General features: G+C 63.4%; 27 protein-coding genes. 14 read left to right on the forward strand and 13 right to left on the reverse strand.

The window, feature by feature from the left end; all coding sequences use genetic code 11:
• The 7 genes from PVZ78_RS02710 to PVZ78_RS02740 form a co-directional block, all read right to left on the reverse strand.
• On the reverse strand, positions 1 to 187 hold a 187-nt coding region (locus PVZ78_RS02710), incomplete at its 3' end, for a hypothetical protein (RefSeq protein WP_273828193.1).
• A gap of 26 nt (positions 188 to 213) precedes the next feature.
• A complete protein-coding gene (locus PVZ78_RS02715) occupies positions 214 to 570 on the reverse strand; it encodes a hypothetical protein (protein WP_009047035.1) in 357 nt (118 codons plus the stop codon).
• A 105-nt stretch (positions 571 to 675) separates the two neighbouring features.
• Positions 676 to 1,587 carry an SDR family oxidoreductase gene (locus tag PVZ78_RS02720; RefSeq protein ID WP_016701727.1) on the reverse strand — a complete coding sequence of 304 codons (912 nt, stop codon included), beginning with the start codon at positions 1,585 to 1,587 and terminating at the stop codon, positions 676 to 678.
• A gap of 212 nt (positions 1,588 to 1,799) precedes the next feature.
• Entirely contained in the window at positions 1,800 to 2,702 is a 903-nt protein-coding gene (locus tag PVZ78_RS02725; RefSeq protein ID WP_009047033.1) for an alpha/beta fold hydrolase, read from the reverse strand.
• Positions 2,702 to 3,484 carry a class II aldolase/adducin family protein gene (locus PVZ78_RS02730; RefSeq protein WP_273828194.1) on the reverse strand — a complete coding sequence of 261 codons (783 nt, stop codon included), beginning with the start codon at positions 3,482 to 3,484 and terminating at the stop codon, positions 2,702 to 2,704. Before PVZ78_RS02730 ends, PVZ78_RS02725 begins: the two co-directional genes overlap by 1 nt.
• Before the next feature lie 154 nt (positions 3,485 to 3,638).
• A complete protein-coding gene (locus PVZ78_RS02735) occupies positions 3,639 to 4,325 on the reverse strand; it encodes an LrgB family protein (protein WP_016701725.1) in 687 nt (228 codons plus the stop codon).
• Positions 4,315 to 4,701: a CidA/LrgA family protein gene (locus PVZ78_RS02740; RefSeq protein ID WP_016701724.1), complete on the reverse strand. Its 387-nt coding sequence runs from the start codon at positions 4,699 to 4,701 to the stop codon at positions 4,315 to 4,317. The genes PVZ78_RS02735 and PVZ78_RS02740 overlap by 11 nt, the downstream gene beginning before the upstream one ends.
• A 110-nt stretch (positions 4,702 to 4,811) precedes the next feature.
• Between PVZ78_RS02740 and PVZ78_RS02745 the strand changes: the two genes are divergently transcribed.
• A complete protein-coding gene (locus tag PVZ78_RS02745) occupies positions 4,812 to 5,708 on the forward strand; it encodes a LysR family transcriptional regulator (protein ID WP_009047029.1) in 897 nt (298 codons plus the stop codon).
• Here PVZ78_RS02745 and PVZ78_RS02750 read toward each other — a convergent pair.
• On the reverse strand, positions 5,689 to 6,144 hold the full coding sequence (locus PVZ78_RS02750; protein ID WP_009047028.1) for a flavodoxin: 456 nt from the start codon (positions 6,142 to 6,144) through the stop codon (positions 5,689 to 5,691). The two genes, PVZ78_RS02745 and PVZ78_RS02750, sit on opposite strands and share 20 nt — an antisense overlap.
• Positions 6,145 to 6,299: 155 nt before the next feature.
• On the opposite strand from PVZ78_RS02750, the gene PVZ78_RS02755 reads away from it, so the two are divergent.
• Both PVZ78_RS02755 and PVZ78_RS02760 read left to right on the forward strand, forming a co-directional pair.
• Positions 6,300 to 6,773 (forward strand): PAS domain-containing protein, encoded by a 474-nt coding sequence (locus PVZ78_RS02755; protein ID WP_053268226.1) that lies wholly within the window; start codon positions 6,300 to 6,302, stop codon positions 6,771 to 6,773.
• A gap of 55 nt (positions 6,774 to 6,828) precedes the next feature.
• Positions 6,829 to 7,434 (forward strand): hypothetical protein, encoded by a 606-nt coding sequence (locus PVZ78_RS02760; RefSeq protein ID WP_016701721.1) that lies wholly within the window; start codon positions 6,829 to 6,831, stop codon positions 7,432 to 7,434.
• Between the two features lie 30 nt (positions 7,435 to 7,464).
• On the opposite strand, the gene PVZ78_RS02765 is transcribed toward PVZ78_RS02760, so the two are convergent.
• A complete protein-coding gene (locus PVZ78_RS02765) occupies positions 7,465 to 8,424 on the reverse strand; it encodes a MerR family transcriptional regulator (protein ID WP_009047025.1) in 960 nt (319 codons plus the stop codon).
• Positions 8,425 to 8,637: 213 nt separating this feature from the next.
• Between PVZ78_RS02765 and PVZ78_RS02770 the strand changes: the two genes are divergently transcribed.
• The 6 genes from PVZ78_RS02770 to PVZ78_RS02795 all read left to right on the forward strand — a co-directional run bounded on the left by PVZ78_RS02770 (position 8,638) and on the right by PVZ78_RS02795 (position 11,707).
• Complete coding sequence (locus PVZ78_RS02770; RefSeq protein WP_009047024.1) at positions 8,638 to 9,210, forward strand: antibiotic biosynthesis monooxygenase; 573 nt, start codon at positions 8,638 to 8,640, stop codon at positions 9,208 to 9,210.
• Between the two features lie 162 nt (positions 9,211 to 9,372).
• A complete protein-coding gene (gene folM, locus PVZ78_RS02775; RefSeq protein WP_009047023.1) occupies positions 9,373 to 10,083 on the forward strand; it encodes a dihydromonapterin reductase in 711 nt (236 codons plus the stop codon).
• Between the two features lie 21 nt (positions 10,084 to 10,104).
• Positions 10,105 to 10,665 (forward strand): GTP cyclohydrolase I FolE, encoded by a 561-nt coding sequence (gene folE, locus PVZ78_RS02780; protein WP_009047022.1) that lies wholly within the window; start codon positions 10,105 to 10,107, stop codon positions 10,663 to 10,665.
• Between the two features lie 2 nt (positions 10,666 to 10,667).
• Entirely contained in the window at positions 10,668 to 11,039 is a 372-nt protein-coding gene (folX, locus tag PVZ78_RS02785) for a dihydroneopterin triphosphate 2'-epimerase (protein WP_007929829.1), read from the forward strand.
• 37 nt (positions 11,040 to 11,076) lie between these two features.
• The gene (locus tag PVZ78_RS02790) at positions 11,077 to 11,373 is read left to right on the forward strand and encodes a DUF1244 domain-containing protein (RefSeq protein ID WP_009047021.1); all 297 of its coding nucleotides are present in this window, start codon (positions 11,077 to 11,079) and stop codon (positions 11,371 to 11,373) included.
• Positions 11,366 to 11,707, forward strand: a complete 342-nt coding sequence (locus PVZ78_RS02795; RefSeq protein ID WP_273828195.1) for a HopJ type III effector protein — start codon at positions 11,366 to 11,368, stop codon at positions 11,705 to 11,707. Before PVZ78_RS02790 ends, PVZ78_RS02795 begins: the two co-directional genes overlap by 8 nt.
• 190 nt (positions 11,708 to 11,897) lie before the next feature.
• Here the strand turns inward: PVZ78_RS02795 and trxB are convergent, their stop codons facing one another.
• Complete coding sequence (gene trxB / locus PVZ78_RS02800; RefSeq protein WP_124301148.1) at positions 11,898 to 12,860, reverse strand: thioredoxin-disulfide reductase; 963 nt, start codon at positions 12,858 to 12,860, stop codon at positions 11,898 to 11,900.
• Positions 12,861 to 13,171: 311 nt separating this feature from the next.
• On the opposite strand from trxB, the gene cysZ reads away from it, so the two are divergent.
• Positions 13,172 to 13,927, forward strand: a complete 756-nt coding sequence (cysZ, locus tag PVZ78_RS02805) for a sulfate transporter CysZ (RefSeq protein WP_009047018.1) — start codon at positions 13,172 to 13,174, stop codon at positions 13,925 to 13,927.
• A gap of 40 nt (positions 13,928 to 13,967) precedes the next feature.
• Entirely contained in the window at positions 13,968 to 15,167 is a 1,200-nt protein-coding gene (locus PVZ78_RS02810) for a glycosyltransferase family 4 protein (protein ID WP_009047017.1), read from the forward strand.
• Positions 15,168 to 15,274: 107 nt separating this feature from the next.
• On the opposite strand, the gene PVZ78_RS02815 is transcribed toward PVZ78_RS02810, so the two are convergent.
• The 3 genes from PVZ78_RS02815 to PVZ78_RS02825 all read right to left on the reverse strand — a co-directional run bounded on the left by PVZ78_RS02815 (position 15,275) and on the right by PVZ78_RS02825 (position 17,689).
• The gene (locus tag PVZ78_RS02815; protein ID WP_150085041.1) at positions 15,275 to 16,378 is read right to left on the reverse strand and encodes an NADH:flavin oxidoreductase; all 1,104 of its coding nucleotides are present in this window, start codon (positions 16,376 to 16,378) and stop codon (positions 15,275 to 15,277) included.
• Between the two features lie 207 nt (positions 16,379 to 16,585).
• Positions 16,586 to 17,068, reverse strand: coding sequence for a glutathione peroxidase (locus PVZ78_RS02820; RefSeq protein ID WP_009047015.1), 483 nt, complete (start codon positions 17,066 to 17,068; stop codon positions 16,586 to 16,588).
• Positions 17,069 to 17,203: 135 nt separating this feature from the next.
• Entirely contained in the window at positions 17,204 to 17,689 is a 486-nt protein-coding gene (locus PVZ78_RS02825; RefSeq protein WP_007929845.1) for an FKBP-type peptidyl-prolyl cis-trans isomerase, read from the reverse strand.
• Here PVZ78_RS02825 and PVZ78_RS02830 point away from each other — a divergent pair.
• From PVZ78_RS02830 to PVZ78_RS02840, 3 genes are all read left to right on the forward strand, one after another.
• Entirely contained in the window at positions 17,658 to 17,996 is a 339-nt protein-coding gene (locus PVZ78_RS02830) for a DUF3565 domain-containing protein (RefSeq protein WP_016701719.1), read from the forward strand. The genes PVZ78_RS02825 and PVZ78_RS02830 overlap by 32 nt on opposite strands.
• A gap of 62 nt (positions 17,997 to 18,058) precedes the next feature.
• Positions 18,059 to 20,158, forward strand: coding sequence for a phosphate acetyltransferase (gene pta, locus PVZ78_RS02835; RefSeq protein ID WP_101281821.1), 2,100 nt, complete (start codon positions 18,059 to 18,061; stop codon positions 20,156 to 20,158).
• Complete coding sequence (locus PVZ78_RS02840) at positions 20,159 to 21,064, forward strand: acyltransferase (protein WP_016701711.1); 906 nt, start codon at positions 20,159 to 20,161, stop codon at positions 21,062 to 21,064.
• Positions 21,065 to 21,125: the final 61 nt, after the last annotated feature.

Here is a 21,125-nt window from a genome sequence, read left to right on the forward strand (position 1 = left end):
ACGAATGGCGTACGGTTACCGGGATAGCGAATTCTTTTTCATGAAGATCAAGAGCGTCTTTCCCGGTAATCCGTGAAGAACCTTTTTTATGCCCACAGTTTTCTGTAGGAGCGAGCTTGCTCGCGAAGAACCTCAACGATGATGCGGTGTGGCTGATGGAGCGCCGCTTTGCGGCTATCGCGAGCAAGCTCGCTCCTACAGGGGGGGGGCATTTCAGCCCTTGGGCTCGTCGGGTTCGCAGTGAAAGCGGTGCAACAGACGATGGGCCACCGGCGCCAGGATCAGGCCAAAGGCGGCGACGAACACCAGGTTGGTATAGAGGCCGTAGCTGGCGAAGAACAGCTTGCCCCCCGCCGTGGCGGGCATGGCTGCGGGCCCGATGCCGCCGAGCATCATCGCGGCGTTGAACAGGGCGTCGTAGCCGCTGACACCCGGCTCGAAATACAGATGCCCGGCAATCCCCAGCAACAGCGAGACGCCGATCAGGCCCAGGGTGGCCAGGACGTGCAGAAACAAGCGGCGCAGAAACAACAGGCGCGATAACAGCGGCTGGGTCTTGGATTCGTACATGGGCTGCGTGTCCTTATGCGGTCGATGTTCGACGAGCATAGTGACCCACACATCAGGCGTACAACCGCGCGGGCCGCGGCTGTACGGGTCGGCCGGAGGGCTGCTTCAGATCGTGTATTTCTGCAGGTTCTGCATCATCTCTCTCAAGGCTTCGATATTGTCCTTGGGGTGCACCGCGCCTTCGAAGTCGCAGATCTGCTGCCAGTGTGCGGCGACATCTTCCGGGGAGAAACCTTCGCGCGGATCGAAGCCCAGGCCCAGGCTGCGCTCCCAGCGCACCTTGCCCATCCAGCCACCGCCGACCTCGAACAGGCCGGACGTCTCCTGGCAGTTCTCGCTGCCCAGGTACACCACCAGCGGGCTGACCAGCTCCGGCTTGAGTTGCTCGAACACCTGCGGCGGGATCAGCCCTTCGGTCATCCGCGTGCCGCCGGTCGGTGCGATGGCGTTGACCAGGATGTTGTTCTTGCGGCCTTCGATGGCCAGGGTGCGGGTCAGGCCGTAGAGGCCGAGCTTGGCCATGCCGTAGTTGGACTGGCCGAAGTTGCCGTAGATGCCGGACGTGGACGCGGTGAAGATCACCCGGCCATAACCCTGCTCGCGCATGTGCGGCCAGGCGGCGCGGGTCACCTTGTAGGCGCCTTCGACGTGGACGCGGTACACCAGGTCCCAATCGGCGTCTTCCATCTTGTGGAAGGTCTTGTCGCGCAGGATGCCGGCGTTGTTCACCACCACATCCACCCGGCCGAAGGCATCCAGGGCGTTCTGCACGATCTTGTCGCCGTCGGTCACCGAGTCATGGTTGGCCTCGGCGATGCCGCCGGCTTCGCGGATCTGCGCCACCACCCGGTCCGCCGCCGAGGCATTGGCGCCCTCGCCCTGGGTCGAGCCACCCAGGTCGTTGACCAGGACCTTCGCCCCGTGCCTGGCGAACAGCAATGCATGAGCCTGCCCCAGACCGCCGCCGGCACCGGTGACGATCACGACTTTATTCTCGAAGCGTACAGACTCACTCATACCGAACTCCCACAGGCCAGATGGACAACAGACGGACAACGACTTCGAGTCTCAGGCACGCGGCTGGCGGTCACAATAAACACGGCTGGAGCTGAATGGTGCGCAATAAGGCAGGGGGATGATCGAGGGGTAACGACGGTGTGGGGCGTATCAGGGCCTGGCGTGCACAGGCCAAGTTCGCAGCATCGCGATAGCTGCGGACAGCGGGTGTCTCAGGAACAGGCCAGTTTGCGCGGTGGAAACTCCAGGCTGTCGCGAAAGGCCAGATAGTGCTTGAGCACCTGGACCGGGGCTTCGGTCTGCGGGTAGTGACCGATACCGGCCAGCAGCACGGTATCCGGGGCAGGGATCAGTTCGCAGTAACGCTCGACCATGTGCGCCCCGGAAATCGGATCCACCGCGCCGTCGATCACCCGCAGCGGCACGTCGCCGCGCTGCATCGCACTCACCCAGCGGTCGCGCTGCACCCGGCGCTCGGGAATGTAGCCGATCAGCTTGTGCAGGATCCGCGGGCCGTTATTGGCCTCCACCAGGCTCCAGAAGTCATCCAGCACGCTTTCGCTGGGCCGGGTCTGCGGGCCGAAGATCTGGGCGAAGCTCTTGGCCAGGCCCTCACGGCTGAAGACGCGGCCGAGCATCCAGCCCAGCGGGCTGAGCAGCAGCTTCTGCGTCAGCACCGGGCGATGGGTTTCCGGGAACAGGCCGCCATTGAGAAAGACACAGCTGGCAATGTCGCAGCGCTCTTCGTAGTGCCGGGCGAGCATTTCCTGGGCGACGCTGTCGCCATAATCGTGGGCCAGCAGGTGCACCGGGGTATCGACCCCCAGGTGCTCGAGCAAGGCCTGTTGCAGGTCCGCCTGCTCCAGCAGGCTGTACTCGTGGTTCCGCGGCTTGGCCGAGTCGCCAAACCCCAGCATGTCGCAAGCGATCACTCGATAGCGCTGGGCCAGGGGTTGCCACAGGTAATGCCAGTCCCAGGCAGCGGTGGGAAAACCATGGATCAGCAGCAGTGGCTCGCCCTGCCCCGCGGTCCAGTAGCGAATGGCATGGCCGCGAAACACGAAACTATGTCCGCGCTTGCGCCATACGCACAGAGGAATCTCGGCCATAGGCATCAGAGTTTATAACCCGCGTCGTGTTTATCGAGTTTGCGCAGCAGTGCCGGCCATGCCAGCGCGCCGCCCATGCCTTGAGCGCTTTTGGTGACCCCGGCGATCATCGCCTTGGCCCCGGCCAGAATCTGCGGCTCGATGGCGATCAATTGCGCCGCACCGTTCTGCGCCAGCACCTGGATCTCGCAGGCGCGCTGGAAGGTGAACATCATCAGGAAGGTGTCGGCGATGGTGCCGCCACAGGTCAGCAGACCGTGGTTGTGCAGCATGAGGAAATTGCTGTCGCCGAGGTCGGCCTGCAGCCGGGCCTTTTCCTCGTGGTTCAGGGCTACGCCTTCATAGACGTGATAGGCCAGGCTCGACAACACGAACAGCGACTGCTGGCTGATGGGCAACACCCCCTGCTGCTGCGCGGACACCGCGACCCCGGCCGCGGTGTGGGTGTGCAGCACACAGGCCACATCGTGCCGCACTTCGTGCACGGCGCTGTGGATGGTGTAGCCGGCGGGATTGATCTCGTAGGGGCTGTCCATCAGCTTGTTGCCGGCCTGGTCGACCTTCACCAGGCTGGAGGCGGTGATCTCATGGAACATCAGGCCGAACGGGTTGATCAGGAAATCTTCGGTGCCAGGGACCTTGGCGGAGATGTGGGTGAAGATCAGATCGTCCCAGCCATGCATCGCCACCAGGCGATAGCAGGCGGCCAGATCGACGCGGGTCTGCCATTCGGCGGCGCTGACCTGGTCTTTCACACTCGATGTCGACGGAACGGAGGATAGGCTCACGGCAAGGACCTCAGTGACGGCAGTTTTTTTATTATTTTTTCGGACGTGGAGTCAGTCTAGTCAGCCCCTCGGGTTCAGGTAGTTGCCTTTGCAGCCAGCTTACTGACCGAGCGAGTCAGTGGTCATTTTAGTTCCAATCGGCACAGGTCAAACGTCAAAGCAACGACGCCAATAAAGGGGCGGCGAACAGGTTCAGCAGGCCGGTGAGAACCATCACCAGCCCCGCCACCGAGCCCTCTTCACCGCCGACTTCATGGGCGCGGCTGACCCCGGCGCCGTGGGCGCCGACCCCAAACAACGCACCGCGAGCCAGGGCGCTGCGCAGCGGCAGCCACTTGAGCAGGACACCGCCGAGCATGGCGCCGAACACTCCGGTGAACATCACGAACACCGCCGTCAGTTCGGGTACGCCGCCCAGGTCATGGGCCAGCGGCATGGCGAAGGGCGTGGTGATCGAACGCGGCACCAGGGACATAGTCACCGAGCTGTCCAGGGCCAGCACCCGCGCCAGTCCGAAAGAGCTGGCGATGGACGCCGCGCTGCCCGCCAGCATGCCCAGCAGCAATGCCGGCCAATGGCGTATCAGCAGTTGCCGCTGCTGCCAGATCGGCACCGCGAAGGCCACGGTGACCGGTCCCAGCACCAGCATCAGCCAGTGGGTGTTGGCGGAGTATTCGGCATAGGCGGTGTGCAGCGGCACAGCGATCGCCAGCAACAGGGCCGGCACCAGGATCAGCGGCGACAGCAGGTAGCGCCCGGTGCGCCGGTAGATCCAGCGACTGAACAGATAGGCCGCGAGTGTCAGCAGCAGCCAGAACATCGGCATGGGTTCAAGCGTCATGGCGCATTCTCCAGCGGCACACCCATTCCACCGTGAACGCGGTGACCAGCATCACCATCAGCGTACTGACGCCAATCACCAACAGGATCCGCCAGCCGTCCTGGCGCAGCAGGCCGCCGTAGTCCAGCAGGCTCATCAGCGCCGGAATGAAGAACAGCAGCATCTCGGCCATCAGCAGGCCCGCGCCCATCTGCAATGCCGCCGGCTTGATCCAGCCCAGGGCGAACGCCAGCAACAGCAGGGCCAGCCCGACCACCCCGCCAGGAATCGGCCACGCCAGCCACCCGGCCAGCTGGCAGCCGAACAGATAAATAGCCAGCAACACCGCCAGTTCGGATAACAGGCGACCCAGGTGTTTCAAGGTGGAAGCGTTCATGGAATTCGGTCCTCGCAGGCCTGCATTTTAGGCAAGCGCCTGCCATCACCGAAGCGAATTGTTAGACTGGAAGCCATTCCAGAATGGAATTCAGAACACGGACCCAAAACATGGATTTCAAACAGCTGCGCAGCTTTGTCGAAGTGATTCACCAGGGCGGCTTCACCCAGGCCGCCAAGACCCTGCACATCAGCCAGTCGGCGGTGAGCAAGCAGATCGCCCAGCTGGAGCAGAGCCTGGGCACGCCATTGCTGGATCGCCAGGGCTCGCACATTCACCTCACCGCCGCCGGCAGCGTGGTGCTGCAACGCGCCGAGGGCATGCTGCGCCTGCGCAATGAGCTGCTCAGCGAGCTCGACGACCTGAGCCAGTTGGCCCGCGGGGAATTGCGCCTGGGCCTGCCCCTGCTGGGCAGCGACGCACTGTTCGCCGGCCTGTTCGCCGAGTACCGCCGACGCTACCCGAACATCAGCGTGCAGTTGCTGGAAGGCGGCAGCCTGAATATCGAGCAGGCGGTGCTCAACGGCGAACTGGAGATCGGCGGCAGCCTGACGCCCAAGGATCCGACCTTCGCCTACCAGCCGTTCTGCGACGAACCGCTGGATGCCTTGCTACCGGCCGATCATCCGCTGGCGATCAAGGCCCAGGTGCGCCTGGAGGAACTGGCGGACACGCCGTTCCTGCTTTATCAGCGCAGTTTCGTGCTCAACGATCGGCTGTTGCAGGCCTGTCAGCAGGTGGGGTTCACCCCGAAGGAAGGCGGGCGCAGCGGCCAGGCGGACTTTCTCGCCGCCCTGGTGGCCGCCGGGCAAGGCGTGGTGCTGTTGCCCAGCGTGGTGGCGCGCGGCCTGGTCCGGCCCGGCGTGGTGCGCCTGACGCTGAAAGCGCCCGACTACCTGCGTTGGGACATCGCCTTCATCTGGCGTCAGGGCGCCTATCTGTCCAAGGCCGCGCAAGCCTGGCTGGCGCTGCTGCGCGAGCGTCCGGTCAGCCGCGCAGAGCGCTGATCAGCTCGGCCAGCCAAGGCTCGGCGTCGGTTTCCGGGGTCACGCTTTCGCTGGCGTCCAGGCGCAGCATTTCCAGCACTTCCCGCACGCCCAGTTCGGCGAACAACTCGCGCATCTGCTCGCCACCGCCGCAGAAGGTGTCGCCATAGCTCGAATCGCCCAGGCCGATCACCGCGCCGGGCAAACCGCGCCAGGCCGCCGGCAGTTGATCGCGAATGGCCGAATACAGCGGCAGCAGGTTGTCCGGCAGCTCGCCCATGCCGGTGGTCGAGGTCACGGCCAGGAAGGCCTCGGGGCCGAACGCCTGGACCTCCGCGAGGGTCGCGCGCGGGTTGTGCCAGGCCTCGAAACCTGCGGCATTGAGGAGTTTGGCGGCGTGCCGGGCGACTTCTTCAGCCGTGCCGTACACCGAGCCGGAAAGGATGGCGACTTTCATCAATCTGATCCTGAAGCTGAGTAAAAGGCTGGGATATTAGCAGCTGCGCGATAAAATCCAGCCTTGTAGCGCGATTTACCCATAATGGCCAGTGGACAGCTTCGCGCCATGTCTTAGAATTGCCGCCACTTGCCGATCGCTTGCGGAAGCTCCCGATGATCAACGCCCACCTGCTGCAACTGGTGATCAACGCCTCCAACGACGGGATCGTCGTTGCCGAACAGGAAGGCGAAGACAACATCATCATCTACGTGAACCCGGCGTTCGAACGCCTCACCGGCTACAGCGCCGACGAGGTGCTGTATCAGGACTGCCGCTTTCTCCAGTCGGGCGACCGTGACCAACCGGGAATCCCGCTGATTCGCCAGGCCCTGGATAGCGGCCAGCCCTGCCGCCAGGTGCTGCGCAACTACCGCAAGGACGGCAGTCACTTCTGGAACGAGCTGTCGATCACCCCGGTGTTCAACGAAAGCGACCAGCTGACCTATTTTGTCGGTGTGCAGAAAGATGTGACGGTCCAGATCAAGGCCCAGCAACGGCTGGCGCAGGTGGAAAAGGAACTGGCCGAAACCCGCGCGAAACTCGCCGATTACCAGGCGACGAATGGCGCTAACAAGATGTCGAATTAGTTGTCAGTACGCTTAATCACCAATGATTTTGTCACTTTCTCCTTCGAGCAACATCATGCGCCGTGACGCTCTCCTCACCCAGGATGAACTGGACTTCATTCAGACCATGCAGCACAACCCGCAACTCAACGTGCGGGATGCGAACTCGAGCCTGCTGGTCAACGGGGGCTCACAGATCCGCGACTTGCTCACCCGCTTGGCGGCCAACGAGCAAGTGACCATCCAGGCGCACTTTGAAAACCAGCAGATGACCTTTCCCCTGCATCTGGTGGAGGACGAATTCCACGCCCTGCATCTGCGCCTGGGCGTGCCGAGCATCTTCGAGGACGGGCCGAGGGTCCGCCCATGGCGCCTGACGCTGGCGGAGCCGGTGGCCCTGGAAAACGCCAAGGGGCAGCCCACTGCGCTGTGGGTGCATGAGGTGTCGTTCAACAGCGTGTTGCTGGAGATCCGCAACCGGGCCAAAGCGCCGAAGCAGTTCGCCCAGTGGTTCAGCCCGTCGGGCTACGAGCGCATCGCCCTGCGCGGCCGCCTCGAACGCCAGACCGAGGCAGGCTTCTATGCCTATCGGTTGAACCAGAGCGACAAGGATGAAACCGAGCGCCTGCGCCAGTTCATCCTGCAGCAGCACCGCCTGGCACACCCCAACCTGCACGTCTGAAGTCGCGCGTTTCTCTGCCTGGGTATGAACTCAGGTATCGAGCGTGCCGCTGAGAAACTGCCGCAGGCGCTGCATCATCAAACGTCCGTCACTCCCCAGGCAGCCCACCGGCGAAGCGCTCAGGCTGTCCTGGGCCAACTCGGCGACATCCCCCGCCAGCATCAGCGGACACTCCAGGGTCAGCGCCAGGCGGTTCAAGCGTCGAGGCAGCTCCGGCGCCGGGGCGTGATTGGAAAACAGCACCAGCGCCTGGGGTTTGATCTTCTCGCAGACCAGGGTCAGTTCATCGAACGGCTGCCCCAGCGCCAGCACCCGCACTTCCACTTCAGCACTGCCCAGCATCAGCGCCGCCACCAGCAACTCCAGCTCCCGGCATTGCCCGGCAAGCGCCGCCAGCAGCACCGGGCGCGGCTGGCTGCCGCGCTGCAACAGCAGGCGCTGGGAGATCCGCGAACGCAGGAATTGATCGAAGAACAGCCATTCGCTGGTGTGGCCGTAAGGTTCCTGGTGCTGCGCCAGCTGCCGCCAGAACGGCATGAGAATGTCCTGGAACACCACCGACAGCGAATAGCTGGAGAAAATCTGGCCGTACAGCCGCTCCAGGTACGGCTCGTCGAATTCGCCAACCGCTCGCTTGAGCTGCCCCTGCCACTGCAGGTAATCGCCCGATTCGCTGTCGCCCGGCATGGCCTGTGGCGCCTCGCGGGCGGCCCGGGTCTTGGCGAGGATCTTGCCGACCTTGCTGACCGCGACACCACGATCGATCCAGCCGAGGATCTCGCGGACGGTCTCGACATCGTGCATCGAATACAGACGATGCCCACTTTCGGTGCGTGTCGGCTGGATCAAGCCATAACGACGCTCCCAGGCCCGCAGGGTCACCGGGTTGATCCCCGTGAGCCGTGAAACTTCCCGGATCGGAAACAGATCGTCCTGCGAGGGCTGGTCGAGGGGCTGTGTCGGGCGGGCAAGTTCAGTAATGACGGGCATCTGGGCAGAAAACACCGATGGATAAAGTGACGGCCATTCTACTCCCCATCGGTGACAGTTCTTCAACACAGGGCAAAGCGACCGCTGCCTCTGGTGTATTTGTCACAATCAGGAATAATCCTTGCTTGCTTCCAAGACGCAGCCCAATACCCCGCAGCTGCGTCCGGCGTACTGCCTTACCCAGGCAACGCATTGGTTTTACGGAGATACATAATGTCTACCTCACCCGTCACCCTGATGGTCGCCCGGCGTGTCGCCGATGGCCGTTACCAGGACCTGATCGCCTGGCTGCGCGAAGGCGAACAATTGGCCACCGACTTCCCCGGTTATCTCGGCTCCGGTGTGCTCGCCCCGCCGCCCGACGATGACGAATTCCAGATCATCTTCCGCTTCGCCGACGAGCAGACCCTGCACGTCTGGGAACACTCCGCCTCGCGCACGGCCTGGCTGGCCCGCGGCAGCGACCTGTTCGCCCACCCCCATGAACACCGGGTCAGCGGCATAGACGGCTGGTTCGGCGCGGCCGGCCAGCGTCCACCCCGCTGGAAACAGGCGGTGGCCATCTGGCTGGCCTTCTTCCCGGTGTCGCTGATCTTCAACTTCATCCTCAACCCGCTGCTGGGTGAACTCAGCCTGGTGCCGCGGGTGCTCGTCAGCACCCTGGCCCTGACGCCGCTGATGGTCTACTGGTTCATTCCGCTGTCCACCCGCCTGTTGTCCGGATGGTTGAACAGCACGCCAGCCCGTCCGCTGCCGACAGCACCGTCCCCACAGAGCCACCTGTAGCAGCCGACTCGCCGGCGATGAGCGATAACGCGGTCTGCCAGACAGACCGCGGCGCCATCATCGCGGGCAAGTCGAATCGCCGTCCGCTCGCTCCTGCAGCGGCTTGGGCGAACCCCGCCCGGCGCTGGTATAGTTTTGCTCTACCTGCGACGCGAGCCGTTCATGACTACTTCCCCTGCCCCGATCCTGATCACCGGCGCCGGCCAGCGTGTCGGCCTGCATTGCGCGTTGCGCCTGCTGGAAGACGGTCATCGGGTGATCATCAGCTACCGCACCGAGCGCCCGGGCGTGCAGGCCTTGCGCGAGCGTGGCGCGATGGCCCTGTTCGCCGACTTCTCCAGCGAAGCCGGGATCCAGGCCTTCATCAGCCAATTGCACGAGCACACCGACAGCCTGCGGGCGATCGTGCACAACGCCTCGCAATGGCTGGAGGAAACACCCGGCCAGGAAAGCGCGGCCTTCGTCGACATGTTCAGCGTGCACATGCTCGCGCCCTACCTGATCAATCTGCATTGCGCCGACCTGCTGCGACGCGTGAGCCCCGCCGACATCGTGCACATCGGCGACGACGTCACCCGCCGCGGCAGCAGCAAGCACATCGCCTATTGCGCCACCAAGGCCGGCCTCGACAGCCTGACCCTGTCCTTCGCAGCGAAATATGCTCCGACGATCAAGGTCAACGGCATCGCCCCGGCTCTGTTAATGTTCAATCCCGACGACGACGCGGCCTACCGCGCCAAGGCGCTGGCCAAGTCCGCCCTGGGCATCGAGCCCGGTTGCGAAGTGATCTACCAGAGCCTGCGTTATCTGCTCGACAACCCTTATGTCACCGGCACTACCCTGACCGTCAACGGCGGGCGGCACCTCAAGTAAGGCTTCCCGCGAGGACGTTACATGACGCTTTCCCTGCCCCAGCATTACCGCGAGATCCTCAAGGATCTCGGCGAAGACCCCGAGCGCGAAGGCCTGCTCGACACCCCGCAACGCGCGGCCAAGGCCATGCAGTACCTGTGTCATGGCTACAGCCAGTCGGTGGACGAGGTGGTCAATGGCGCGCTGTTCGCCTCCGACAACGATGAAATGGTCATAGTCGCCGACATCGAACTCTATTCGCTGTGCGAACATCACCTGCTGCCCTTCATCGGCAAGGCCCATGTGGCTTATATTCCCACCGGCAAGGTGCTGGGCCTGTCGAAGATCGCCCGGATCGTCGACATGTTCGCCCGCCGCCTGCAGATCCAGGAAAACCTCACGCGGGAAATCGCCGACGCGGTGCAGCGGGTGACCCAGGCCGCTGGCGTCGCGGTGGTCATCGAAGCCCAGCACATGTGCATGATGATGCGCGGCGTCGAGAAGCAGAACTCGACCATGCACACCTCGGTGATGCTCGGCGTCTTTCGCGAGTCGAGCACCACGCGCCAGGAATTCCTGCAATTGATCGGACGGAGCAAGTAGCAATGCCACAACTTCAGCCAGGAATGGCTCGCATCCGGGTCAAGGACCTGTGCCTGCGGACCTTCATCGGAATCAACGAGGACGAGATCCTCAACAAGCAGGATGTGCTGATCAACCTGACCATCCTGTATGCCGCGCAGGAAGCCGTGCGCGACAACGACATCGACCATGCGCTGAACTACCGCACCATCACCAAGGCGATCATCGCCCACGTGGAGGGCAACCGCTTTGCCCTGCTCGAGCGCCTGACCCAGGAGATCCTCGATCTGATCATGGCCAACGAATCGGTGCTGTACGCCGAGGTCGAGGTCGACAAACCCCACGCCCTGCGTTTCGCCGAGTCGGTGTCGATCACCCTCGCGGCCAGCCGCTGATATCATCCGCGCCACATTTGATCGCACAGAGCCGAACATGACCGAGCAACAACGCCTGGAACTCGAAGCCGCCGCCTTCCGTCGCCTGGTCGCGCACCTGGACAGCCGCAAGGACGTGCAGAACATCGACCTGATGAACCTCGCCGGCTTCTGCCGCAACTGCCTGTCCAAGTGGTACAAGGCCGAGGCCGACGAGCGCCAGATCGAGGTCAGCCTCGATGACGCCCGTGAAGTGGTGTATGGCATGCCCTACGCCGAGTGGAAGACTCTCTACCAGAAAGAAGCCAGCGCCGAGCAGCAAGCGGCGTTCGCCAAAGGAAAACCCCATGACTGACCTGAACACCCTGCGCGCCAGCCTCAAGAGCGGCGAGCACGTCTTCGCCGACACCCTGGCCTTTATCGCCGCTGGCTACGACTACCAGCCACAGGCCTTCGACAACGGCGGCGTGGAGAACGCCGCCGGGCAGAACGAAGGTTCGTGCAAGACCCTGGGCCTGGCCCTGCTGGAAGGCTTGAGCGACGAAGAAGCGCTGCTGGCGTTCGGCGAGCATTACCGCTCGGTGCTGGCCACCCCTGAGGGTAGCGACCACGGCAATATCCGCGCGCTGATCACCCATGGCCTGGTGGGTGTGAAGTTCGCGCAGCAGCCACTGACCCGCAAGGCCTGAGACCTAAACCCTGTAGCCGCTGCCGCAGGCTGCGATAGGTCCGCAGGACCTCCCGCACCCTCAAAAGCGGCACCCGCTTCGTCGGAATGCCGCCCAGATCGCTCGCAGCCTCGCGCTGCTCGGCAGCGGTTACAAGATTCAATGATCCATAAAAAAACCGGCCTGGGCCGGTTTTTTCATTTCAACGGTCTCAGAACGAAGCGTTCTGCAGGCCGTCCAGGTAGCGCTCGGTGTCCAGCGCAGCCATGCAGCCGGCGCCGGCCGAGGTGATGGCCTGGCGGTACACGTGGTCGGCCACGTCACCGGCGGCGAAGATGCCTTCGATGCTGGTCGCGGTGGCGTTGCCTTCACGGCCGCCCTGCACCACCAAGTAGCCATCCTTGAGTTCCAGCTGGCCTTCGAACAGCGAAGTGTTCGGGGTGTGGCCGATGGCGATGAACACGCCGTCGACCTTGATCTCGTCGAAGCTGCCGTCGTTGTTCTTCAGGCGCGCACCGGTGACACCCATGTTGTCGCCCAGCACTTCGTCCAGGTTGGCGTTCAGCTTGAGCTCGATCTTGCCTTCGGCAACCCGGGCATTGAGCTTGTCGATCAGGATCTTCTCGGCGCGGAAGATATCGCGACGGTGGATCAGGGTGACCTTGCTGGCGATGTTGGCCAGGTACAGGGCTTCTTCGACAGCGGTGTTACCGCCACCGACCACGGCCACTGGCTTGTTGCGATAGAAGAAGCCGTCGCAGGTCGCGCAAGCCGACACGCCTTTGCCCATGAAGGCTTCTTCCGAAGGCAGGCCCAGGTAACGGGCGCTGGCGCCGGTGGCGATGATCAGGGCGTCGCAGGTGTAGGTCGCGCTGTCGCCGGTCAGGGTGTAAGGCTTGGCGGCGAAGTCCACGGCATTGATGTGATCGAAGACGATTTCGGTTTCGAAACGCTCGGCGTGTTCACGCATGCGCTCCATCAGCGCCGGGCCGGTCAGGCCGTGGACGTCGCCCGGCCAGTTGTCGACTTCGGTGGTGGTGGTCAGCTGACCGCCGGCCTGCATGCCGGTAATCAACAGCGGCTTCAGGTTGGCGCGGGCAGCATAGACCGCGGCGCTGTAACCGGCAGGGCCGGAACCGAGAATAATCACACGCGAATGACGTACATCAGACATGACTCACTCCTATCGACCGGCCCGGATCACTGGCGCGGAACGCCGGATTGCCGGCTGGAATAAAAAAGGACAGCGAAAGCACTTGGGGAAGGCTTCAGGTTCGCCCGTCCGAAAATAATGGGTGCAGCGTATAGAGGGGGCGAAGATTAAGGAAATACGGTTTAACAATCCAGCTCATAGGAGGTCTCTATCCGGTATCGGTGTATTTACCGGCGCCTTTGTTACAGTTGATGTCGACCTTGCGACCGCGCTTTCGCCGGTGGGGCAAAGCCGGTAAGGTCGGCGCGTTTTCCCCTTGCACGGAGCTCCCTATGCCCGCCCCCGTTCTGTCCGGCCCGCAATACCTGCGCGAAGGCCTCAAGCTGGTGCTCAGCCCCGGCCTGCGTCTGTTCGTCCTTTTGCCCCTGGCCATCAACCTGGTGCTGTTCGTCGGATTGATCTATTTCGCCGGCCACCAGTTCAGCCTGTGGGTCGACACCCTGATGCCTTCTTTGCCGGACTGGCTGAGCTTTCTCAGCTACATCCTCTGGCCGCTGTTCGTGGTGCTGGTGCTGCTGATGGTGTTTTTCACCTTCACCATGCTGGCCAACGTGATCGCCGCGCCCTTCAACGGTTTTCTCGCGGAGAAAGTCGAAGTGGTGGTCCGCGGCACCGACAATTTCCCGCCCTTCAGTTGGGCCGAACTGCTGGCCATGATCCCGCGCACCCTGGCCCGGGAAATGCGCAAGCTGGGCTACTTCCTGCCGCGGGCCATCGGCCTGTTCATCCTGTCCTTCATTCCGGTGGTGAACCTGGTGGCCGCGCCGCTGTGGCTGCTGTTCGGCGTGTGGATGATGGCGATCCAGTACATCGACTACCCGGCGGACAACCACAAGCTGGGCTGGAACGAGATGCTCGCCTGGCTGCGGGAAAAGCGCTGGCAGAGCATGAGCTTTGGCGGGATCGTCTACCTGGTGCTGCTGATCCCGGTGGTCAACATCCTGATGATGCCGGCGGCGGTGGCCGGGGCGACGCTGTTCTGGGTGCGTGAGCGCGGCGCGGAAAACCTGGTGGTCCAGCAACGCTGAGCAGGTCATAAATCCATCATCGCAACGTCACAATGACGACATGGCCTCGGCTGACACTGAGGTCATGACGACAGCTCTGCATATCACTCTGATCACCGAAACCTTCCCACCGGAAATCAATGGCGTGGCCAATACCCTTGGCCGCTTGTGCGATGGATTGCGCGCCCGTGGCCACCAGGTGGAACTGATCCGCCCGCGCCAGGGCAGCGATCAGAGCCGGGTCAGCGACGACGGTCTGCTGCTGTGCCGTGGCTGGCCGCTGCCAGGCTATCCGGGGCTGCAATGGGGCCAGTCGTCGATGCACAAGTTGTTGCGGCGCTGGAAACGCCATCGCCCGGATGTGCTGTACATCGCCACCGAAGGCCCGCTGGGCCTGTCCGCGCTACGAGCGGCGCGGCGCCTGGGGATTTCCGTGGTCAGCGGTTTCCACACCAACTTCCAGCAGTACTCCAGCCAGTACGGCCTGGGTTTGCTGACGCGCCTGCTGACCCACTACCTGCGCTGGTTCCACAACCGCTCCAAGCTGACCCTGGTGCCCAGCGCCAGCCAGCGCCTGGAACTGGAGCGGCGTAACTTCGAACGCCTGGCACTGCTGTCCCGCGGGGTCGACAGCCAACTGTTCCACCCAGCCAAACGCCTCAACAAACTGCGCGAAAGCTGGGGCCTGGGCAGCGACGATATCGCGGTGATCCATGTCGGCCGCCTGGCGCCGGAGAAGAACCTGGGCCTGCTCAAGCGCTGCTTCGCCCAGCTGCAGGAGACTTATCCACAGCAGTCCATGAAGTTGATCGTGGTGGGCGATGGCCCGCAACGCGCGGTGCTGCAGAAGGAGTTGCCGGACGCAGTGTTTTGCGGCTCGCAGCGCGGTGAAGCACTGGCCAGTCACTATGCCTCGGGGGATCTGTTTCTGTTCCCGAGCCTGACCGAAACCTTCGGCAACGTGGTGCTCGAGGCCCTGGCCTCGGGGCTGGCCGTGGTGGCCTACGACCAGGCCGCGGCGGCCCAGCATATTCGCCATGGCTACAACGGTGTGCTGGCGATGCCCGGGGACGAATGCGCGTTCTGCGATGCAGCCAGTTGGCTGCTGGAGGAGCGCGAGACCTTGCGTCGGGTACGCCTCAATGCTCGCCAGCATGCCAGCCGTCAGGGCTGGGCGGCGATCATCGAGCAATTTGAAACCCAGCTGCGGGGTGCCTGCACGGAAACCGTGCTGATGCCTGAGGGGCGGCTTTTGCCCTAGATTAAAAAGCATCGCGGGCAAGCCTCGCTCCTACAGAATCACCGTTCGTGCAGGAGCGAGAGGGCGGCGATCCGACTTGCCCGCGATAGCCTTTCCAGGCGCTGCGCTCAGACCAGCGTCATCAACGCCTCACGGCTGAACGGCAGGATGTCCTGCTCGCGACCGTCACGCACCTTCTGCGCCCAGTCCGGGTCCACCAGCAATGCGCGCCCTACTGCCACCAGGTCGAACTCATCATTGTTCAAGCGCTCCAGGAGTTTTTCCAGGCTCGCCGGCTGCGCCACCTTGTCGGTGTTGACCATGAACTGCAGGAACTCGCCGTCGAGGCCGACGCTGCCCACGGTGATGGTCGGCTTGCCGGTGAGCTGGCGGGTCCAGCCGGCCAGGTTCAGCTCGGATCCTTCGAACTCCGGCTCCCAGAAACGCCGGGTGGAGCAGTGGAAGATATCCACACCGGCCTCCGCCAGCGGCTTGAGAAACTCACCCAGGGCCTCGGGGGTTTGTACCAGGCGAGCGCTGTAGTCCTGCTGCTTCCACTGCGAGAAGCGGAAGATGATCGGGAAGCCAGGGCCCACCGCGGCGCGCACCGCCTGGATCAGCTCGATGGCAAACCGCGAACGCTGGGCCAGGTCGCCACCGTACTCGTCGGTACGCTGGTTGCTGCCTTCCCAGAAGAACTGGTCGATCAGGTAGCCGTGGGCGCCATGGATCTCCACGCCGTCCATGCCGATGCTCTGGGCATCCTTGGCGGCCTGGGCGAAGGCGGCGATCACTTCACGGATATCGTCCTGGGTCATGCCGTGGACCACCACCTGGCCGTCCTTGAGCTTTTCCGACGGGCCGTAACCCGGCACGCTGGCATCCGGCTCGGTGCCCAGGCGGCGCACGTTGCCCACATGCCACAGCTGCGGAACGATCTTGCCGCCTTCGGCGTGCACCGCGTCCACCACCTTCTTCCAGCCGGCCAAGGCCGCTTCGCCATAAAAGCGCGGCACGTTCGGATAACCGTTGGAGGCCTTGTGCCCGACCGTGGTGCCTTCGGTGATGATCAGGCCGACCCCGGCTGCGGCGCGACGACGGTAGTACTCGATGACTTTCGAGTTCGGCACGCCACCCGGGGAAAACGAACGAGTCATCGGCGCCATCACCACACGGCTCGACAGCTCCAGGGCACCCAGCTGAAAGGGTTTGAACAAGGCTTGAACGGGCATGCTGTACTCCAGGGCTGAGGGTCTGAATCGCAGGAAGCGGCAGGTCGGGCGGGTACGCCGACGGCCTTATGATGGCGATAATATTCCGTATCCCAAGCAACGCCCAGCACTATTGACCGGGGTGATTAAGGTGCCAAAGCGCAGAGAAGCAAGGGATGCGCGAACGCGCGGTAAAACCGGCCGGGCAGCGGGGCCCGGCGTGCAGATTCAGCTCAAGGCTTTTTCGATGGCCTGGACCACGGTCGGATCATCGGGTGCGGTACGTGGGGAGAAACGCGCCAGGACGCGACCGTCCTTGCCCAGCAGGAACTTCTCGAAGTTCCAGGTGATGTCGCCCGGGAATTCCGCCCCTTCGCCCGCCAGCAGACGGTACAACTGATGGCGCTCCGGACCGTTGACTTCCAGCTTGCTGCTCAACGGAAAGGTCACCCCGTAGTTGAGGCTGCAGAACTCCTGGATCTCCTGCTCGGAGCCCGGCTCCTGCCCGGCGAACTGATTGCACGGCAGGCCCAGCACGCTGAACCCCTGGCCTTTGTATTGCTGGTAGAGGTTCTCCAGCGCCGCGTATTGTGGTGTCAGACCACACTTGGAGGCGACGTTGACCACCAGCACGACGTGCCCCTTGAAAGGCGCGAGCGGTAGCTCCTGACCATCCAGGGCTTTCAATTTAAGGTCGTGAAAAGCACTCATGACGAACTCCAAATTCCCGTGTTCTTGCAAAAAACAGCCACTCGACAGTACCGCCTGTTGTCCGGCGATAAAAGCCGCCGACTAAAAAGGCGCCCTCGGGCGCCTCTCCAGTCAGATTTGAGCTTAGCGCAGAAATCAGTGGTGATGGCCACCTTCGCCATGGACGTGACCATGGGCGATTTCTTCCTGGCTGGCGTCACGGATGTCGACAACCTTGACCTTGAAGTTCAGGCGCTGGCCGGCCAGCGGGTGGTTGCCGTCGACGGTCACGTCGTCGCCGTCCAGGTCGCGGATGGTGACGATCTGCATCTGGCCGTCCGGAGCGGAAGCGTGGAACTGCATGCCCACTTCCAGTTCGTCGACGCCTTCGAACATGCTGCGGCTCAGGGTGCTGACCAGTTCGGCGGCGTATTCGCCGTAGGCATCTTCCGGCTCAACGGCAACGCTCAGCTCGTCGCCGACGTTCTTGCCTTCCAGGGCCTTTTCCAGGCCTGGAATGATGTTCCCTGCGCCATGCAGGTAGACCAGCGGGGCGCCGCCGGCAGAGCTGTCGATGACCTCACCAGCGTCGTTGGTGAGGGTATAGTCGATGGAGACAGCCTTATTGGCGGCGATCAGCATGGGGCGAGACCTTTTGCATAAGAATGAAGAACGTCCAAGTTTAGCGAAGCAATCGCCCGAAAGCGAACGGAACCCGGACAAACGGAACGCGGCGCCAGGCTCGACGATCGTCGGCTTTCATCAGGATGAAGACGGCCACTGGGTCGTCGAGCTGTCCTGTGGCCATACCCAGCACCTGCGCCACCAGCCGCCCTGGCAATCACGGGCCTGGATCCTGGATCCGCACAAACGCCTGGAAAAAATAGGCCAGCCCTTTGCCTGCGGTTGGTGCGCACAAGGCTCGGTTAGCGCTAACCTTGGCGCCTGAATTTCCGGTAGAGCAGTACACATAAGCGACTCACCGTTGCCATGCACCCTTCGAGAATCCGCATGCAAACTTTTTTTATCGCACCCACCGATTTTGGCGTGGGTCTGACCTCCATCAGCCTCGGGCTGGTGCGTACCCTGGAACGGGCCGGCCTCAAGGTCGGCTTCTTCAAACCCATTGCCCAGCCTCACCCAGGCGATACCGGCCCTGAGCGCTCGACCGAGCTGGTGGCCCGCACCCATGGCCTGAAACCGCCGCAGCCGCTGGGCCTGGCCCATGTCGAACGAATGCTCGGCGACGGCCAGCTGGACGAGTTGCTGGAAGAAATCATCACCCTGTACCAGCAGGCGGCCGTCGGCAAGGACGTGCTGGTGGTCGAAGGCATGGTGCCGACCCGTAGCGCCAGCTATGCCGCACGGGTCAACCTGCACCTGGCGAAAAGCCTGGATGCCGAGGTGATCCTGGTGTCGGCCCCGGAAAACGAAGTGCTCACCGAGCTGTCCGGCCGCGTGGAGTTGCAAGCGCAGTTGTTCGGCGGCCCGCGCGACCCGAAAGTGCTGGGGGTGATCCTCAACAAGGTGCATACCGACGAAAGCATGGAGGCCTTTTCCGCCCGTCTGAAAGAGCACTCGCCCCTGCTGCGCAGCGGCGACTTCCGCCTGCTCGGCTGCATCCCCTTCCAGCCGGAACTGAACGCGCCGCGCACCCGCGACGTCGCCGACCTGATGGGCGCCCAGGTGCTCAACGCCGGTGACTACGAAAGCCGGCGCATGACCAAGATCATCATCTGCGCGCGCACCATGCGTAACACCGTGGAGCTGCTCAAGCCCGGCGTGCTGGTGGTGACGCCCGGCGATCGCGACGACATCATCCTCGCCGTGAGCCTGGCGGCGATCAACGGCGTGCCCCTGGCCGGGTTACTGCTGACCAGCGACACCCTGCCCGACCCGCGGATCATGGACCTGTGTCGCGGCGCCCTGAATGCCGGCCTGCCGGTGCTGTCGGTGAGCACCGGTTCCTACGAGACCGCCAACCAGCTGAACAGCCTGAACAAGGAAATCCCCATCGATGACCGCGAGCGCGCGGAGATCATCACCGACTTCGTCGCCAGCCACCTGGACGCCAAGTGGCTGCACCAGCGTTGCGGCACGCCGCGGGAAATGCGCCTGTCGCCGGCGGTGTTCCGCTACCAGTTGATCCAGCGCGCCCAGGAAGCCAACAAGCGCATTGTCCTGCCCGAAGGCAGCGAGCCGCTGACCGTGCAGGCCGCAGCGATCTGCCAGGCGCGCGGCATCGCCCGTTGCGTGCTTCTGGCCAAGCCGGCGGACGTCGAGGCGGTCGCCCGGGCCCAGGGCATCGAGTTGCCGCCTGGCCTGGAGGTGATCGACCCGGACCAAATTCGCGAACGCTACGTCGAGCCGATGGTGGCGCTGCGCAAGAGCAAGAGCCTCAACGCGCCGATGGCCGAACAGCAACTGGAAGACCCGGTGGTGATCGGCACCATGATGCTGGCCCTGGACGAAGTCGATGGCCTGGTCTCCGGCCTGATCCACTCCACCGCCAATACCATCCGCCCGGCCCTGCAACTGATCAAGACCGCGCCGGGCTGCACCCTGGTGTCGTCGGTGTTTTTCATGCTGTTCCCCGAGCAGGTGCTGGTCTACGGCGACTGCGTGATGAACCCGCACCCGAGCGCCAGCGAACTGGCCGAGATCGCCCTGCAAAGCGCCGACTCGGCGGCCGCGTTCGGCATCACCCCGCGGGTGGCGATGATCAGTTACTCCAGCGGCGAGTCGGCCAGCGGTGAAGAAGTGGAGAAAGTCCGCGAAGCCACCCTGCTGGCCCATGAAGCCCAGAACTCGCTGCTGATCGACGGCCCGTTGCAATACGACGCCGCGGCCAACGAAGCCGTGGCCCAGCAACTGGCACCCAACAGCCAGGTCGCCGGCAAGGCCACGGTGTTCGTGTTCCCCGACCTGAACACCGGCAACACCACCCACAAGGCCGTGCAACGCAGCGCCGACTGCGTCAGCCTCGGGCCGATGCTGCAAGGCCTGCGCAAGCCGGTGAACGACCTGCCCCGTGGCGCCCAGGTCGACGACATCGTCTACACCATTGCCCTGACCGCGATTCAAGCCGCCAACCGACCTCTGGATGTGTAAATGCTGGATTTTCTACCTGCACCGCTGCGAGGCGTGATCGCCTCGCTGTTGTTGGCACTCAACACCATCGTCTGCTGCACGCCGCTGTTCGTGGTGGCGATCTTCAAGTTGCTGCTGCCCTTCCCGGCGGCCCAGCGTTTCACCGACTGGCTGATGAGCCACATCCATGAAGCCTGGATCAGCAACAACAAGGCCTGGATGAACCTGTTCGGGCACACCCGCTGGCACCTCAGCGGGCTCGACGGCCTGGACTACCGGCACTCGTACCTGATCACCAGCAACCACCAGAGCTGGGTCGACATCATGGTCCTGCAGTACGTGCTCAACCGGCGTATCCGCCCGCTGAAGTTCTTCCTCAAGCAGGAACTGATCTGGGTCCCGGTGATTGGCCTCGCCTGGTGGGCCCTGGGCTTCCCGTTCATGAAGCGCTACTCCAAGGCCTACCTGGAAAAACACCCGGAGAAAAAGGGCAAGGACCTGGAGACCACCCGCAAGACCTGCGCGAAGTTCCGCGACAACCCGGTGGGCATCTTCAACTTCGTCGAAGGCACACGCTTCACCAAGGCCAAGCATGCGCAGCAGGCCTCGCCGTTCCGCCACCTGCTCAAGCCCAAGGCCGGCGGCATTGCCTTCGTGCTGGACGCCATGGGCGAGCAACTGGAGTCCATCGTCAACGTCACCATCCACTACCCGGCGGGCCAGCCGGGTTACTGGGACCTGTTGTGCGGCAAGGTCAATGAAGTGGTGGTGCATTTCGAGGAGCTGCCGATTCCACCGCAGTTCATCGGCAAGAACTACGACCAGGATGGCGTGTACCGCCTGGAGTTCCAGGGCTGGATCAACCAGCTGTGGCAGAACAAGGATGCGCTGCTGGAGCAGATGCATCGGGAGTATCCGGGGAAGTAATGAAGCGCCTGTAAGGGCCTCATCGCGGGCAAGCCTCGCTCCTACAGAAGCGAGCGTGTTG

It is taken from the genome of Pseudomonas sp. SBT1-2, from assembly GCF_028640875.1.
Classification (GTDB): domain Bacteria; phylum Pseudomonadota; class Gammaproteobacteria; order Pseudomonadales; family Pseudomonadaceae; genus Aquipseudomonas; species Aquipseudomonas chlororaphis_I.

Coding starts and splice junctions, on each gene's coding strand:
- PVZ78_RS02820 (WP_009047015.1), bottom strand. CDS start 17,068: ATGAGTGCTTTTCACGACCTTAAATTGAAAGCCCTGGATGGTCAGGAG.
- PVZ78_RS02795 (WP_273828195.1), top strand. CDS start 11,366: ATGACTGACCTGAACACCCTGCGCGCCAGCCTCAAGAGCGGCGAGCAC.
- PVZ78_RS02770 (WP_009047024.1), top strand. CDS start 8,638: ATGTCTACCTCACCCGTCACCCTGATGGTCGCCCGGCGTGTCGCCGAT.
- PVZ78_RS02840 (WP_016701711.1), top strand. CDS start 20,159: ATGCTGGATTTTCTACCTGCACCGCTGCGAGGCGTGATCGCCTCGCTG.
- trxB (WP_124301148.1), bottom strand. CDS start 12,860: ATGTCTGATGTACGTCATTCGCGTGTGATTATTCTCGGTTCCGGCCCT.
- folM (WP_009047023.1), top strand. CDS start 9,373: ATGACTACTTCCCCTGCCCCGATCCTGATCACCGGCGCCGGCCAGCGT.
- folE (WP_009047022.1), top strand. CDS start 10,105: ATGACGCTTTCCCTGCCCCAGCATTACCGCGAGATCCTCAAGGATCTC.
- PVZ78_RS02735 (WP_016701725.1), bottom strand. CDS start 4,325: ATGACGCTTGAACCCATGCCGATGTTCTGGCTGCTGCTGACACTCGCG.
- PVZ78_RS02745 (WP_009047029.1), top strand. CDS start 4,812: ATGGATTTCAAACAGCTGCGCAGCTTTGTCGAAGTGATTCACCAGGGC.
- PVZ78_RS02830 (WP_016701719.1), top strand. CDS start 17,658: ATGGAGACAGCCTTATTGGCGGCGATCAGCATGGGGCGAGACCTTTTG.
- PVZ78_RS02720 (WP_016701727.1), bottom strand. CDS start 1,587: ATGAGTGAGTCTGTACGCTTCGAGAATAAAGTCGTGATCGTCACCGGT.
- PVZ78_RS02715 (WP_009047035.1), bottom strand. CDS start 570: ATGTACGAATCCAAGACCCAGCCGCTGTTATCGCGCCTGTTGTTTCTG.
- PVZ78_RS02815 (WP_150085041.1), bottom strand. CDS start 16,378: ATGCCCGTTCAAGCCTTGTTCAAACCCTTTCAGCTGGGTGCCCTGGAG.
- pta (WP_101281821.1), top strand. CDS start 18,059: ATGCAAACTTTTTTTATCGCACCCACCGATTTTGGCGTGGGTCTGACC.
- PVZ78_RS02755 (WP_053268226.1), top strand. CDS start 6,300: ATGATCAACGCCCACCTGCTGCAACTGGTGATCAACGCCTCCAACGAC.
- PVZ78_RS02760 (WP_016701721.1), top strand. CDS start 6,829: ATGCGCCGTGACGCTCTCCTCACCCAGGATGAACTGGACTTCATTCAG.
- PVZ78_RS02740 (WP_016701724.1), bottom strand. CDS start 4,701: ATGAACGCTTCCACCTTGAAACACCTGGGTCGCCTGTTATCCGAACTG.
- PVZ78_RS02750 (WP_009047028.1), bottom strand. CDS start 6,144: ATGAAAGTCGCCATCCTTTCCGGCTCGGTGTACGGCACGGCTGAAGAA.
- PVZ78_RS02825 (WP_007929845.1), bottom strand. CDS start 17,689: ATGCTGATCGCCGCCAATAAGGCTGTCTCCATCGACTATACCCTCACC.
- PVZ78_RS02725 (WP_009047033.1), bottom strand. CDS start 2,702: ATGCCTATGGCCGAGATTCCTCTGTGCGTATGGCGCAAGCGCGGACAT.
- folX (WP_007929829.1), top strand. CDS start 10,668: ATGCCACAACTTCAGCCAGGAATGGCTCGCATCCGGGTCAAGGACCTG.
- PVZ78_RS02810 (WP_009047017.1), top strand. CDS start 13,968: ATGGCCTCGGCTGACACTGAGGTCATGACGACAGCTCTGCATATCACT.
- PVZ78_RS02765 (WP_009047025.1), bottom strand. CDS start 8,424: ATGCCCGTCATTACTGAACTTGCCCGCCCGACACAGCCCCTCGACCAG.
- cysZ (WP_009047018.1), top strand. CDS start 13,172: ATGCCCGCCCCCGTTCTGTCCGGCCCGCAATACCTGCGCGAAGGCCTC.
- PVZ78_RS02790 (WP_009047021.1), top strand. CDS start 11,077: ATGACCGAGCAACAACGCCTGGAACTCGAAGCCGCCGCCTTCCGTCGC.